The organism is Pseudomonas citronellolis (assembly GCF_900112375.1).
In the GTDB taxonomy this organism is placed as follows: Bacteria; Pseudomonadota; Gammaproteobacteria; order Pseudomonadales; family Pseudomonadaceae; genus Pseudomonas; species Pseudomonas citronellolis.
Genome location: NZ_FOLS01000004.1, coordinates 235,170 through 248,569, shown reverse-complemented (window position 1 = coordinate 248,569; position 13,400 = coordinate 235,170). Strand labels below are relative to the sequence as shown.

The following is a 13,400-nucleotide window of genomic DNA, read 5'->3' as shown; positions in this document are numbered from 1 at the left end:
CCGAGCTTGGGCGACCCTGCCGCCTCGGTTATGCTCGGGCCACGCCAAGGCCGACCACTACAAGAAAAAGCCGCCTATGACCGCATACCTGGATACCTCGGCCGCGCCTTTCAGCCAGGCCGAGATCCGCCAGCAATACGCCCACGAACTGGCCATCGAGCGCACCCGCCTGCTCTACCAGGGCTCGCGGGTGCCGACCCTGCTCATGCTGCTCAACGGCCTGGCCTGCGCCGGCCTGCTCTGGCACAGCCAGGACGGCCTGCTGCTGTCCGGCTGGCTGGTGTGGCTGGTGCTGCTGGCGGTGATGCGGCTGATCCAGGTCGCCGCCTTCCACAATGCCGAGCCGCAGCGCCAGGCCGAAGCGCACTGGCAGCGGGCGTTCCTCTTCGGCGCCGGCGCCTCGGGGCTGACCCTGGCCTTCGCCGCCATCGCCCTGGTGCCGCCCGACGCCTTCCTGCAGCAGGCCCTGGTGTTCGGCCTGATCGCCGCGGCCATTCTTTCCGCCAGCGTCGCCTACGCGGTGAGCCTGCCAGCCTTCCTGACCTTCGCCTTGCCCTGCCTGCTGCCGTCCATCGGCTACCTGCTGCTCAAGGGCAGCGACCTGCAGCAGGGCTGGGGGCTGCTCGGCTCGATCCTGCTATCGGCCCTGCTGGTGGTGGCCTGGCAGGTCAACCGGCTGGTCCAGGGCAGCCTGTTGCGGCGCTTCCAGACCCTTGCGCTGGTAGACCACCTGGAGCAGGCCAAGGGGCGCGCGGAAGCCCTCAACCAGGACCTGGGCCGCGAGGTTGAGCAGCGCCGCAGCGCCGAACGCGCCCTGCGCGAGGCGCGCGACCAGCTGCAGGTGCGGGTCGAGGCCGGCAGCGTCGAGCTGAGCAACAGCCAGGCGCGCCTGGCCATGGCCCTGGAGGCCAGCGAGCTGGGGCTGTGGGACTGGAACCTGCGCACCGACGAGGTGCACCACTCGCGCCTGCGGGAAATCTTCGGCCTCGACCAGGACGCGGTGCGCAGCATGCGCGCCGACCTGCGCCCGCTGCTGCACCCGGACGACGTGCCGCTGCTGCGCCGGGCCCTGGCCGACCACCTGCGCGGGCGCACCGACGGCTACCGCGTCGAATACCGCGTGCGCCACGCCGACGGCCACTGGGTGTGGGTGGAGGACCGCGGCCGGGTGATGGCCCGCGACGCCCGCGGCAAGGTCACGCGGATGGTCGGCACCCGCTGCGACGTCAGCGCGCGCAAGCGCCGCGAGGAGGAACAGCGCCTGGCCGCCACGGTGTTCGAGGCGGCCAGCGAGGGTATCGTCATCCTCGACGCCGACTACCGCCTGCTGGCGGTCAACCAGGCCTTCAGCCGCGTCACCGGGCACCGCCCGGAAGAGGTGATCGGCCAGGTCGCCACCAGCCTTTCCGGCAACCCCGAGACGCGCCGCCAGTACCTGCTGATCCGCGAGGAGCTGGAGCGCGCCGGCAGCTGGCAGGGCGAGCTGCTGGAGACGCGCAAGAACGGCGAGCCCTACCCGCAATGGCTGCAACTGAACATGGTGCGCGACAACCGCGGCCAGCTGTCCCACGTGGTGGGCTTCTTCGCCGACCTCACCGCGCGCCGCGACGCCGAGGAGCGCCTGCGCTACCTGTCGCACTACGACGAGCTCACCGGCCTGGCCAACCGCGGCCTGTTCAAGCAGCGCCTGCACGACGCCGGCCAGCGCGCGCGGCACAGCGGGCGCAGCCTGGCCCTGCTGCTGATCGACCTGGACCGCTTCAAGCTGCTCAACGACAGCCTCGGCCACGAGGTCGGCGACCAGTTGCTGCGGCAGATCGCCCGGCGCCTGACCCAGGCGGTGCCGGAGGCGGACACCATCGCCCGGCTGTCGGCCGACGAGTTCGCCGTGCTGGTGGATTCCTATTCCAGCCTCTCGGCCCTGGCGCGCCTGTCCAGCCGCCTGCTGACGCGCCTGCGCATGCCGATGAGCGTTGCCGGCGAGGAGCTGATGCTCAGCGCCTCCCTGGGCATCAGCCTGCTGCCGGAGAACGCCCGGGAGATTTCCGCGCTGATGAGCCAGGCGAACATGGCCATGCAGCACGCCAAGCACCTGGGCGGCAACACCTTCCAGTTCTTCACCGACAACCTGCAGGCCTGCACCCTGGAGCGCCTGCAACTGGAAGTGCAGCTGCGCAAGGCCGTCGAGGACGGCCAGCTGGAGGTGCACTACCAGCCCAAGCTGAACCTGGCCAACGGCCGCCTGGACAGCGCCGAGGCCCTGGTGCGCTGGCGCCACCCGGTGCAGGGCATGATCCCGCCCGGCGACTTCATCCCCCTGGCCGAGGAAACCGGGCTGATCGGCGCCATCGGCGAGTTCGTGCTGCGCCGCGCCTGCCACCAGGGGCGCACCTGGCAGGCCCGCGGCCTGGCCGACCTGCGGGTGTCGGTGAACCTCTCGGTGCACCAGCTGCGCCAGGGCAACCTGGTCAGCCTGGTGCGCACCGTGCTCGACGAAACCGGCCTGGAGCCGCGGCTGCTGGAGCTGGAGATCACCGAGAGCCAGCTGCTGGAGAACGTCGAGAGCGTCAGCACCACCTTCCGCCAACTGCGCGAGATGGGCGTGAAGCTGGCCATCGACGACTTCGGCACCGGCTATTCCTCGCTCAGCTACCTCAAGCGCTTCCCGGTGGACTACGTGAAGATCGACCAGACTTTCATCCGCGACCTGTCCGCCCAGGGCGAGGACGCCGCCATCACCCGCGCCATCATCGCCATGGTCCACAGCCTGGAGCTGAAGGTGGTGGCCGAGGGCGTGGAGCGCCAGGAGCAGCTGGACTTCCTGCGCCAGCACCGCTGCGACGAGATCCAGGGCTACCTGATCAGCCCGCCGCTGGCGCCGGCAGCCTTCACCGCCTTCCTGGAGGCCCACGGCCAGCGGCCGCGCTAGGCCGCTCAGCGGTGCGCGTGGTCGCCGCTCACGCCCTGCAACACGGCCTGGTCTATTTCGCTGAAGCGCAGCACGCGGCCGCCTTCGGCCTTGGCCAGGCGCTCGGCGTCGGCCTGGTTGCCGAAGGAGGCGAGGGTGGCGCCCATCGCCCCGGGGCGCTGGATGCCCACCACGTAGTAGGCGCTGGTGGCGTCGATCAGGTGGCGGTCGTCCGGGTGGTTCCAGTCGCTGCGGGCCATGTCGTGCACGTACAGGCGCTGGCCGTCGTGGCGGTTCTCCGGCTGCAGCCACCAGCCGAGCAGCTCGGCGGTGGAGCAGAACTTGCGCACCTTGCCGGCGCTCACGGCCTCGCCCTTGGGCCCGGGGAAGCCGTCGATGAGCATGCCGCAGACGTGGCATTCGTCGCCGTCGTGGAAGGGCACCGGGGCGAGGTTGGCGGCGTCCTGGCGGCCGTCGCCGCAACCGGCGAGCAGCAGGCTGAACAGGGCGGCGGCGAGGTAGAGGCGGGGCAGCGGCATCGGGGGCTCCTTGGAGTGGGGGTTCAGGCCGGGCGGCGCCGGAACAGCCGGTAGGCCAGGGCCAGCGCCGCCGGCGTCCAGGCCGCCAGGGCCAGCCAGAGCACGGCGCCGGGCACCGGCAGGTCGCGGCCCAGGACCAGCACGCCGTCGATCTCCGGGCCGAGGCCGGAGAGGTTGATCAGGCGGTAGATGTCGGTGGGGTTGAGCAACAGCAGCCAGGGCAGCAGTTCGGGGCTGATGCGGCCCTTGCCGAGCACCAGCAGGGCCAGCAGGGCCAGGTCGAAGAGCAGCACGAAGAAGAACCACAGGCCCAGCGCCAGGCCGGCGGCGGTGGACTTCTCGCTCACGCGGCTGCTCAGCGCGTAGGCCATGGCCAGGAAGGCCCAGCCGAGCAGGGTGGAGGACAGGATGAAGCGGGCGAAGGCCCACAGCAGCTGCGACAGCTGGATGTCCGCCACCAGCACGGCGATGGACAGCGCGGCGGCGGCGAAGCCGAGCAGGGTGGCCAGGGCGAGGATCAGCCCGTGGCCGAGGAACTTGCCCAGCAGCAGCTGGCCGCGGCTCAGCGGGTAGGCCAGCAGGAGCAGCAGGGTGCCGCCTTCCTCCTCGCCGACGATGGCGTCGTAGGCCAGCAGCAGGGCGATCAGCGGCATGAGGATGGTGGCCAGGCTGGCGAGGCTGGCCATGGTCGCCGGGATCGAGGTGAAGCCCACCTGCCCGGCGGTGGCCGCGCCGAACCAGGCGATGCCCACGGCGAGCAGGGCGAACAGCAGGCTGATCGCCAGCAGCCAGCGGTTGCGCAGGCCGTCGGCCAGTTCCTTGCGGGCGATGTGCCAGACCGGCGTCATGCTGTTTCTCCGCAGGCGCGCGCGGCGTCCTGCATGTGGTGCAGGTAGAGGTCCTCCAGCGATGGCGGCAGCACCTCCAGGCCCTGGGGTTGTTCTTCCAGCAGCGCCTGCAGCAGCCGGCGCTGCCGCGTTTCGTCGGCCAGCAGCTCGATGCGCCCGCCATCCAGGGCGCGCACGGCGTAGCCGCTGTTGCGCCAGTGGGCCAGCCAGTGTTCGTTGCGCGGGCCGGCGATGCGGATGCGCGTCGGCAGGCCGGCCTCGCGGCGCAGCTCGGCGAGGCTGCCGCAGGTCAGCAGGCGGCCGTGGGCGAGGATGGCGGCGCGGTCGATGTGGGATTCGACGCCGGGCAGCACGTGGGAGCAGAGGATGACCCCGGTGCCCTGGTTGCGCAGGCGGTCGAGCAGGCGGTAGAGCTCGACGGTGGCCAGCGGGTCGAGGCCCACGCTGGGCTCGTCGAGCAGCAGCAGGCGCGGCCGACCGAGGATCGCCTGGGCCAGGCCGAGGCGCTGGCGCATGCCCTTGGAGTAGGTCTTCAGGCGCCGGTTGGCGGCCTGGGTCAGGCCCACCTGTTCCAGCAGCGCGTCCACCTCGGCGGCGGCCGCGCCCTTCAGGCGGGCGAAATGGCGCAGGGTCTCGCGGCCGGTCAGCTGCGGGTAGAAGGTGACGTTCTCCGGGAGGAAGCCGAGCTGGCGGCGCACCGCGGGGGCGTCGGCGGCGTGGCCGAACACCCGCACGCTGCCCGAGTCGGGGTGCAGCAGGCCGAGCATCAGCTTGATGCTGGTGGTCTTGCCGGCGCCGTTGTGGCCGAGCAGGCCGAGCACTTCGCCGGCGGCCAGGTCCAGGTCGAGCCCGTGCAGGGCGGTGAAGGCGCCGTAGCGCAGGCTGGCGCCCTGGATTTGCAGCAGCTTCATGGGGACGCCTCCGCTTGCGGTTCGCGCATCAGCGGGTGGCTGTCGCGCACCCCCGGCGAGCGCGTCACCGGGAAGGCGCGCTGCACCCAGCGCAGCAGTTCGATGGATGGGCTGGCGAGCAGCAGGCGCACCTGCGGGTACAGCCACAGCAGGCGGTCGACGTTGTCGTTGGGCTCGTAGAAGACGTCGCCCAGGCCGTCGTCGTCGCGGTCCCAGCCCAGGTAGTCGCTCCAGTAGTTGCCGCGGCCGTCGACCGACCATTCCTGGGTGCGGTTGGCCACGTAGAGCACCTGCCGGCGGTTGCCGACGAAGGCGTTGCCGGCGATGCGGTTGTCCTCCGAGCCCGCGGTCAGGTGGATGCCCAGGGCGCTGCCGGCCAGGCGGTTGCCCTCGATGCGGTTGTACAGCGAGTTGTAGATGAACAGCGCCTTGCCCTCGGCGCCGGCGATCATGCCTTCGCCGGTCACGCCGCTGCCGCTGCGCACGCCCTCGACGCGGTTGCCTTCGAGGGTCGAATAGGTGATGTAGTTCATCAGGATGCCGTAGTTCTCGTCGTCCACCGAGCGGTTGCCGATCACGCTGAGCTTGCGGCTCTGCATCAGCGCGTAGCCGGTGCGGGTGTGGCGGGTCAGGTTGCCGATCACCCGGCTGTCGTTGGTGAACATGTAGTGCACGCCGTAGCGCAGGTCTTCCAGGCGGTTGTGCTCGATGGCGCTGTCGTTGGCGGTGTCGATGTAGACGCCGTCGCGGGTGTGGCGCACCTGGTTGCCGCGCACCAGGGCGTTGCGCACCGCGTAGAGGTGGATGCCGTTGCCGCGGTCCTGGGAGCGCAGTTGCACATCGCCCTCGATGCGGTTGTCCAGCACCTGGGCGTCTTCGCTGGCGTCGAGCCAGATGCCGAAGCCCGGGCCCTGCAGCCGGTTGCCGCGCAGGACCACGCCGCGGGCGCGCTTCTCGACGAAGATCGCCGAGTCCATGTCGGTCAGGTTGCGGCCCCAGTTGCGCACCCGGCAGCCTTCGAGGGTGACCTCGGCGCTGCGCACGGTGAGGGCGCTGCCCTCGCCCTGGCCATCGAAAGTGGCGCCGTCCTCGCAGCGCAGGTGCATGGGCCGGTCGATGAGGAAGTGGCCGGCGTAGGTGCCGGCCGCCAGCGTCCACTGTCCTTCGCCCGCGGCGCGCAGGGGCAGCTCGTCGATTGGCTGCAGCGCGGCCAGCGCGGGGCCGGCGAGCGTCAGCAGCAGGGCGAGGCAGGCGCGGGAAGTGGGCACGCGGAAGCATCCTCCGGGGGCGTTTGCAGGTGGCGGCTGCCGGGCCCCCGAGCCCGGCAGCGCCCGCGGCCCGTATCAGGCCTTTTCCACCAGCATGCGGCCGACCATTTCCATGTGCAGGGCATGGCAGAACCAGCTGCAGTAGTACCAGTGCACCCCGGGCCTGTCGGCGACGAAGGTGATGGACGAGGTCTGCTGCGGGCTGATCTCCATGTTCACGCCGTGGTTGACCATGGCGAAGCCGTGGGTCACGTCCTCGATCTCGTCGAGGTTGGTGATGGTCACCGTGACCTCGTCACCCTGCTTCACGGTGAACTCGGTGATCCCGTAGGTGGGCGCCATGGAGGTCATGTACACGCGCACCTGCTTGCCGTCGCGGATGACCTTGTTGTCCTTGAGCAGGTCGATGCCGTCCTTCTTCGCCCGGGCCACGGTCGGGGCGAAGAAGGGGTCGTCGCGCGACCAGATCTTGCGCGGCTTGATCTGGTCGCGGCGGGCCATGATGCAGTCGTGCGGCTCGGCGAAGGTGGGGCCGTCGTGGACCAGTTGCATCTCGTCGCCGGAGATGTCGATCAACTGGTCGTTCTCCGGGTGCAGCGGGCCGGTGAGCAGGAAGCGGTCCTTGGAGAACTTGCTCAGCACCACCACCCACTTGCCGTCGGCTTCGCGGGTCTCGCAGAGCGAGGCGTGGTTGTGCCCCGGCTGGTAGTGCACGTCGAGCTTCTGGCGGATGTAGTCGACCTTCTCGCCCTTGTAGGCGCGCACCGCGTCCTCCAGGTTCCACTTCACCAGCTGGCTGTCGATGAACAGCGTGGTGTAGGCGTTGCCGCGGCCGTCGAAGGTGGTGTGCAGCGGGCCCAGGCCCAGCTCCGGCTCGGCGACTATGGTCTCGCGCGGGTCCTTGAGCTTGCCGGCGAAGAGGTCCGGCAGTTTGTCGATGGCGATCATGCTGCAGGTCGGCGACAGCTTGCCGTTGGCGATGAAGTACTTGCCGTCCGGCGAGGTGTTCAGGCCGTGGGGGTTCTTCGGCACCGGGATGTAGCGCGTCACCGCGCTGTCCTTGCCGTCCTTGCGGCGGCCGTCGACCACCGGGACCTTGGAGTCGCCCAGGGTGACGAAGCGCTTGGCCTTGATCTCGGCCTCGATGCGCGGGATGTCGAACACCACCACCCAGTCGCGCTCGTTGCGCATCATGCCGGCCAGGTCCACCGCCTTCTCCGAGTTGTAGCAGGTGGAGGCGGCGAAGCGGCCGGTGTAGTCCATGTCGGTGTTGTCCAGGTTGCCGTCGACGATCACCTGCCAGGCCACCTCCATGGTCTCGGCGTCGATGGCGTTGTACATGGTGAAGGCGTTGTCCGCGCCGGGGTCGAAGCTGGAGCCGTCGTTGGGGTGGGGAATGATGAACTCGGCGTTGCAGAACACGTACTTGGTGTGCGGCACCTTCTGCAGGCGCAGGCCGTGGATGGCCTGGACGTTGGGGACGGTGACGATCCTGTCGCACTTCATGATGTCCAGGCGGATGCGCGCGACGCGGCTGTTGGCCTTGTCGTTGATGAACAGGTACTTGCCATCGTACTTGCCGTCGGTCATGGAGATGTGCGGGTGGTGGCAGTCGCCGTTGTGGAAGCGCGCGCTGTCGCCGAGGATGTGCTTGCTCTCGTTGGTCAGGCCCCAGCCGGTGGCCGAGTCGACGTTGAACACCGGGATGCGCATCAGCTCGCGCATCGAGGGGATGCCCAGCACCCGCACCTCGCCGGAGTGGCCGCCGCTCCAGAAGCCGTAGTACTCGTCCAGCTCGCCGGGGCCGACGTGGGCCTTGGCCTGCGCCGCCTTGACCGTGTCGGCCCAGGCCTCGCGCGGGATCACCGCGCCGCCCAGGGCGCTGGCACCGACCAGCGCCGCGGCGCCGGTGACCGCCGAGGCGCCGAGGAAGTCACGGCGGCTGAAGCCGCTGGCGTCTTCGGGTTGCGGGTGTTTCTTCTCGTTCATGTCCGATCCTCCCAAGTTGCTATTCAAAATTGGCGCATCAGAGTTGGCGCACGGCGATCCGCTCGCCGTCGTCCGCCGGTGCCTGCTTGCTACGTTTCTTGCGCTTGTTCACCAGCGGCGGGCACTTGTTTTCGTCGTGGTAGGTGAGTTGGCAGTCGAGGCAGTAGTGACACTCGTTGGCGTTGATCCGGCCGTCCGGGTGGATGGCCTGGATCTCGCATTCGCGGGCGCACAGCTGGCAGGGTTGGCCGCATTCCTTGCGCCGCTTGAGCCAGTCGAACAGGCGCGCCTTGCCGGGGATGGCCAGGGCCGCGCCGAGCGGGCAGAGGTAGCGGCAATAGACCTTGCGGGTGAACAGGTTGACCAGCAGCAGGCCGGCGGCGTAGGCGACGAAGCCCCACTGGCGGGCGAAGCCCAGGGTGATGGCGGTCTTGAACGGCTCCACCTCGGCGGCGCGCTCGGCAGTGGAGAGCGATTCGAGGGACAGGCCGAACAGCGCCAGCAGGATGATGTACTTGATCGCCCAGAGCCGTTCGTGGACCGCGAAGGGCAATTCGAACTGCGGCACCCGCAGCTTGCGCGCGGCCTCGTTGAGCAGCTCCTGCAGGGCGCCGAACGGGCACAGCCAGCCGCAGAACACGCCGCGTCCCCAGAGCAGCACGCTGGCGGCGGTGAAGGTCCAGAGGATGAACAGGATGGGGTCGCTGAGGAACAGCTCCCAGCGGAAGCCTTCGAACAGCGCGTGGACGAAGGTGAGCACGTTGACCACCGACAGCTGGCCCAGGCAGTACCAGCCGATGAACACCAGGGTGAACGCCAGGTAGCCGCGGCGCACCCAGTGCAGCAGGTGCGGGCGGCGGGTGAGGGCGTCCTGCAGGAAGAGGATGGTGGCGAGCAGCGCCAGGGCGCCGAGCAGCACGCCGATCCGGAAGCTCTTCTGGTACCAGATGCGCAGCCACAGGGGGCGCTTGGCCTCTTCCAGGGCCGCCAGTTCCTCGGCGCTGGGCTGCGGCCGCAGCAGGTAGGCCTCGGGCGTCTGGTAGGGCAGGGCGAAGCTGGTGAACAGGCTGGCCACCGGGCCGGTCTGGCGGCGCACCAGCAGCTCCAGGTTCCACGGCGTGCCGGGGTCGAAGCGGTGCTGGGCGCGGACGATGAAGATGGCCATCTCGGCGAAGGCCGGCATGCCCTCGGCGTAGACGTCGGACAGGCGCTGGTAGTCGAGGTCGCGGAAGCTGAGGATGTCGCCGAACTGGCGCAGCTGCACCCGGTCGAAGATGCCGCCGCGCACGTAGCCCGAGCCCTTGAACGAATACTGGCCGTTGCCCAGCACGGCGATGGCGTATTCGCCGGGTTTCAGCGAGTCCATCAGCTCCTGGTACTGGCGCTCGCCCAGCAGGTTGCGGCCGACGGTTGGCGGGTTGAGCAGGGCGGTGTAGAGGTCGATGAAGTCGTCCGCCCGGTGCGCCGCATCGGCCGCGCCGACGCTGGCGGCCTCGGTGCCCTTGAAGGCGTCGTCGATCTGCCCGCGGTTCAGTTGCAGGCGGCGGATCGCGCCGTTGCCGGTCAGCTCGGCCCAGGTCGCCGGCTGGAAGGCCTCCAGGCGCACCTGCGCGGGCTTGGGCCGCACGCTGCCGCCGTCCTCGATCAGCCCCAGGGACACCGCCACGGTATGGGCGGCGCGCATGACGATCTCGTTGACCACCATCACGGTGACAGTGGCGCCGGCGACGGCATCGATGGTGGTCGTCTGGGCGTCGCTGGAGCGGCCGACCACCACGCGCTGGTCGGCCCGCACGCCGGCATAACCGGCGGTGAAGGCATGCAGTTTCTCGACGGGGATGCCGATCAGCAGGATCGGCTCGTGGTGTTCCAGCACATAGGCGTCGCGGATCACCGCATGGGGATCGAGGATCACCTGCAGGTTGATCGGCTTGCCGGAATAGGCCGGCATCTGCGTGACGCGGATGCTCTGGAAGGCGTAGCCGAGCAGCTCGTCGCCCTTGAACAGGCGGCGCACGCCGAATTCGCCCTCGGCGTCGCCGATGCGCTCGACGCCGGGGAACACCTGGGTGATGCGCGTGCGCTCCAGGTCGCTGAGTTCGGCGCCGTGGGCGGCCAGGCCGACCAGTAGCAGCAGCCAGCCCAGCAGCAGATGGAGGCACCAGACGGCGCCTTTGCGCCCGGCATCGGGCTCCGTTCTACAGTGGGCATCCTGGTCGGCGGCCATCGGGTTTCCTCCCCTCGGCGACAACTTACTTGAGCGTGACTATCCACTCGGCCAGGGTCTTGGCCTCGTCCTCGCTGACGGCGTTGGGCGGCATCGGCATCGCGCCCCAGACGCCCTGGCTGCCCTTGCGGATGCTGTGCATCACGTGGGCCACGCCGTCGGACTGGTCGCCGTACTTCTTCGCCACGTCATGGAAGGCCGGGCCCACCAGCTTCTTGTCCAGCGTGTGGCAGGCCACGCAGGCCTTGGCCTTGAACAGGTCCTCGGCGCTGCTGGCGAAGGCTGGCGCCTGTGCCAGCAACCCGGCGGCCAGCAGTACGGCCATTGCTTTGTTCATGGTTCTCTTTCCTCGCAGGCTTGGCGCCGCAGCGCCGGATCCAGATGCCGGCGTCCCGCCCGGCGGTGGCTGCGATTCTAGGAGGGGCCCTTCGCGCGGGCGCTTGATGACAATCAAGAACTTCCGGCGCGGCGCTTGAGGCGGATCGTCGCGCTGGCTAGCGTGCCAAGCCGTGGAACCCGATGGAGACCCCCCGCCCATGAACGCCCCCGCCCAGGAACTTCCGCTCTTCTACCAGCCCAGCGGCAACGAGGTGACGCTGTTCAGCGAAGCCGCGGCGCAAGGCATGCCGGTGCTGATCAAGGGCCCCACCGGCTGCGGCAAGACGCGCTTCGTCCAGCACATGGCGCAGCGCCTGGGCCGGCCGCTGTACACCGTGGCCTGCCACGACGACCTGTCGGCGGCGGACCTGGTGGGCCGCCACCTGATCGGCAGCGACGGCACCTGGTGGCAGGACGGCCCGCTGACCCGCGCGGTGCGCGAGGGCGGCATCTGCTACCTCGACGAGGTGGTCGAGGCGCGCCAGGACACGGTGGTGGTGCTGCACCCGCTGGCCGACGATCGCCGCGAGCTGTTCATCGAGCGCACCGGCGAGTCGCTGGTGGCGCCGCCCGGCTTCATGCTGGTGGTGTCCTACAACCCCGGCTACCAGAACCTGCTCAAGGGCATGAAGCCGAGCACCCGCCAGCGCTTCGTGGCGCTGCGCTTCGATTACCCGGCGGCGGAGGTGGAGGCGGGCATCATCGCCCGCGAGGCCAACGTCGACCGCGAGCTGGCCCAGCGCCTGGCGCAACTGGGCGTGGCCCTGCGCCGCCTGGGGCGGCAGGAGCTGGAGGAAGTCTGCTCGACGCGCCTGTTGGTGCTCACCGCGCGGCTGATCCATGCCGGGCTGGCGCCGCGCGAGGCGTGCCGCGCCGGGTTGGCCGAGCCGCTGTCCGACGACGAGGGCACCGTCGCCGCGCTGATGGACCTGGTCGATGTCCACTTCGCCTGAGGCCCTGGCCGGCACCCGGCGCCTGCCGGGCGACCTGGCGATGTGGCTGTTCATCCTCGCCGAGCTGAGCGTCTTCGCCATCCTCATCCTGGTCTTCGCCGTGGCCCAGCGCCTGGATGCCGAGGGCTTCCGCGACGGCCGCGCGGCGCTGGACCTGTCCCTGGGCCTGGTCCTGACGCTGAGCCTGCTGACCGCCGGCTTCCTCGCCGCCGCCGCGGTGGAGCTGGTGCGCCGCGGCTACCAGCGCCGCGCCGGCTTCCTGCTGCTGGCGGCGCTGGCGCTGGGCCTGCTGCACGTCTGGCTGAAGGCTGGCGAGTACCTGCACCTGGCGCAGCGCGGGCTGGATCTGGAGCACAGCACCTTCTTCACGCTGTTCTGGCTGGTCACCGGCTTCCACTTCCTGCACGTCTGGCTGGGCCTGGTGATCCTCGGCTGGATGGCCCTGCGCTGCCTGCGCGGCGCCTATGCCGAGGGCGCCCTCGGCGGGCTGGAATCCGGGGCGCTGTACTGGCACATGGTCGACCTGGTGTGGGTGATGCTGTTCCCGCTGGTCTACGTGTTGGCGCCGCTGCCATGAGGTCGCTGGCCCTGGCCTGGGCGTTGCTGGTGCCGCTGGCGCTGGCCGGCATCTGGCTCGGCAACCACGCCGCCAGCGCGCTGCTGCCGGTGGCGAGCATCCTGCTGCTGGCGCTGGGCAAGGCCTGGCTCATCGTGCTGCGCTTCATGGAGCTGGGCCACGGCCCGGCGCTGTGGCGCCGGCTGCTGCTCGGCTGGCCGCTGGCGCTCGCTGTGCTCCTTCTGGCCGTCCACGCAAGCTACTGATTTCCCTGAAAATAAATACCTGACAGGAAGCATTGGTCTTTCTTGATCGCCATCAAGCGGATCGGCCCGGGGGCCTTCCTAGAATGGCCGCAAATCGAGACCGAGGAGGACCCCATGTCAGACACCTTCACCAAGGGCATGGCGAGGAACATCTACCTGGGGGGAGGCGTTTTCTTCTTCCTGGTGTTTCTCGCCCTGACCTATCACACCGAAACCACCTTCCCCAAACGCACCAACCAGGCCGAGCTGACCGAGTCGGTGGTGCGCGGCAAGCTGGTGTGGGAGCAGAACAACTGCGTCGGCTGCCATTCGCTGCTCGGCGAGGGCGCCTACTTCGCGCCGGAGCTGGGCAACGTGATCGGCCGCCGCGGCGGTGACGCCGCCTTCGACAGCTTCCTCGCCGCCTGGATGAAGATGCAGCCGCTGGGCATCCCCGGGCGCCGGCAGATGCCGCAGTTCCACCTCAGCGACCAGGAGGTGGCGGACCTGGCGGCCTTCCTGCGCTGGACCTCGAAGATCGATACCAACAAATGGCCGCCGAACAAGGAGGGTTGAGC

At 69.7% G+C, this 13,400-nt stretch carries 12 protein-coding genes; 5 read left to right on the top strand and 7 right to left on the bottom strand.

The features are described 5' to 3' along the window. Nucleotides 1-76: 76 nt before the first annotated feature. Complete coding sequence (locus BM060_RS06170; RefSeq protein WP_074978247.1) at nt 77-2,929, top strand: EAL domain-containing protein; 2,853 nt, start codon at nt 77-79, stop codon at nt 2,927-2,929. A 5-nt stretch (nt 2,930-2,934) separates the two neighbouring features. Here BM060_RS06170 and BM060_RS06165 read toward each other — a convergent pair whose 3' ends face one another. The 7 genes from BM060_RS06165 to BM060_RS06135 form a co-directional block, all read right to left on the bottom strand. Then, nucleotides 2,935-3,447, bottom strand: coding sequence for a nitrous oxide reductase accessory protein NosL (locus tag BM060_RS06165; RefSeq protein ID WP_074978244.1), 513 nt, complete (start codon nt 3,445-3,447; stop codon nt 2,935-2,937). Between the two features lie 23 nt (nt 3,448-3,470). Beyond that, nucleotides 3,471-4,295: an ABC transporter permease gene (locus BM060_RS06160; protein WP_009614874.1), complete on the bottom strand. Its 825-nt coding sequence runs from the start codon at nt 4,293-4,295 to the stop codon at nt 3,471-3,473. Continuing rightward, on the bottom strand, nt 4,292-5,206 hold the full coding sequence (locus tag BM060_RS06155; protein ID WP_074978240.1) for an ABC transporter ATP-binding protein: 915 nt from the start codon (nt 5,204-5,206) through the stop codon (nt 4,292-4,294). The genes BM060_RS06160 and BM060_RS06155 overlap by 4 nt, the downstream gene beginning before the upstream one ends. Continuing rightward, nucleotides 5,203-6,474 (bottom strand): nitrous oxide reductase family maturation protein NosD, encoded by a 1,272-nt coding sequence (locus tag BM060_RS06150; protein WP_074978238.1) that lies wholly within the window; start codon nt 6,472-6,474, stop codon nt 5,203-5,205. The genes BM060_RS06155 and BM060_RS06150 overlap by 4 nt, the downstream gene beginning before the upstream one ends. A 75-nt stretch (nt 6,475-6,549) precedes the next feature. Next, a complete protein-coding gene (nosZ, locus tag BM060_RS06145) occupies nt 6,550-8,463 on the bottom strand; it encodes a TAT-dependent nitrous-oxide reductase (protein WP_074978235.1) in 1,914 nt (637 codons plus the stop codon). 37 nt (nt 8,464-8,500) lie between these two features. Beyond that, nucleotides 8,501-10,600 (bottom strand): transcriptional regulator NosR, encoded by a 2,100-nt coding sequence (nosR, locus tag BM060_RS06140; RefSeq protein WP_074978304.1) that lies wholly within the window; start codon nt 10,598-10,600, stop codon nt 8,501-8,503. Between the two features lie 115 nt (nt 10,601-10,715). Next, a complete protein-coding gene (locus tag BM060_RS06135; protein ID WP_009614885.1) occupies nt 10,716-11,027 on the bottom strand; it encodes a c-type cytochrome in 312 nt (103 codons plus the stop codon). Nucleotides 11,028-11,226: 199 nt separating this feature from the next. Here BM060_RS06135 and BM060_RS06130 point away from each other — a divergent pair, with 199 nt between their 5' ends. The 4 genes from BM060_RS06130 to BM060_RS06115 all read left to right on the top strand — a co-directional run bounded on the left by BM060_RS06130 (nt 11,227) and on the right by BM060_RS06115 (nt 13,398). After that, nucleotides 11,227-12,021, top strand: coding sequence for a CbbQ/NirQ/NorQ/GpvN family protein (locus BM060_RS06130; protein WP_074978232.1), 795 nt, complete (start codon nt 11,227-11,229; stop codon nt 12,019-12,021). Beyond that, on the top strand, nt 12,005-12,598 hold the full coding sequence (locus BM060_RS06125) for a cytochrome c oxidase subunit 3 (protein WP_074978229.1): 594 nt from the start codon (nt 12,005-12,007) through the stop codon (nt 12,596-12,598). Before BM060_RS06130 ends, BM060_RS06125 begins: the two co-directional genes overlap by 17 nt. After that, on the top strand, nt 12,595-12,843 hold the full coding sequence (locus tag BM060_RS06120) for a cytochrome C oxidase subunit IV family protein (protein ID WP_009614890.1): 249 nt from the start codon (nt 12,595-12,597) through the stop codon (nt 12,841-12,843). Before BM060_RS06125 ends, BM060_RS06120 begins: the two co-directional genes overlap by 4 nt. Before the next feature lie 114 nt (nt 12,844-12,957). Continuing rightward, nucleotides 12,958-13,398 carry a c-type cytochrome gene (locus BM060_RS06115; RefSeq protein ID WP_043314711.1) on the top strand — a complete coding sequence of 147 codons (441 nt, stop codon included), beginning with the start codon at nt 12,958-12,960 and terminating at the stop codon, nt 13,396-13,398. Nucleotides 13,399-13,400: the final 2 nt, after the last annotated feature.

What these genes read in the sequence shown, in the direction of transcription:
- BM060_RS06170 (WP_074978247.1), top strand. Translation starts at nt 77, where the DNA reads ATGACCGCATACCTGGATACCTCGGCCGCGCCTTTCAGCCAGGCCGAG.
- BM060_RS06165 (WP_074978244.1), bottom strand. Translation starts at nt 3,447, where the DNA reads ATGCCGCTGCCCCGCCTCTACCTCGCCGCCGCCCTGTTCAGCCTGCTG.
- BM060_RS06160 (WP_009614874.1), bottom strand. Translation starts at nt 4,295, where the DNA reads ATGACGCCGGTCTGGCACATCGCCCGCAAGGAACTGGCCGACGGCCTG.
- BM060_RS06155 (WP_074978240.1), bottom strand. Translation starts at nt 5,206, where the DNA reads ATGAAGCTGCTGCAAATCCAGGGCGCCAGCCTGCGCTACGGCGCCTTC.
- nosZ (WP_074978235.1), bottom strand. Translation starts at nt 8,463, where the DNA reads ATGAACGAGAAGAAACACCCGCAACCCGAAGACGCCAGCGGCTTCAGC.
- BM060_RS06135 (WP_009614885.1), bottom strand. Translation starts at nt 11,027, where the DNA reads ATGAACAAAGCAATGGCCGTACTGCTGGCCGCCGGGTTGCTGGCACAG.
- BM060_RS06130 (WP_074978232.1), top strand. Translation starts at nt 11,227, where the DNA reads ATGAACGCCCCCGCCCAGGAACTTCCGCTCTTCTACCAGCCCAGCGGC.
- BM060_RS06125 (WP_074978229.1), top strand. Translation starts at nt 12,005, where the DNA reads ATGTCCACTTCGCCTGAGGCCCTGGCCGGCACCCGGCGCCTGCCGGGC.
- BM060_RS06120 (WP_009614890.1), top strand. Translation starts at nt 12,595, where the DNA reads ATGAGGTCGCTGGCCCTGGCCTGGGCGTTGCTGGTGCCGCTGGCGCTG.
- BM060_RS06115 (WP_043314711.1), top strand. Translation starts at nt 12,958, where the DNA reads ATGTCAGACACCTTCACCAAGGGCATGGCGAGGAACATCTACCTGGGG.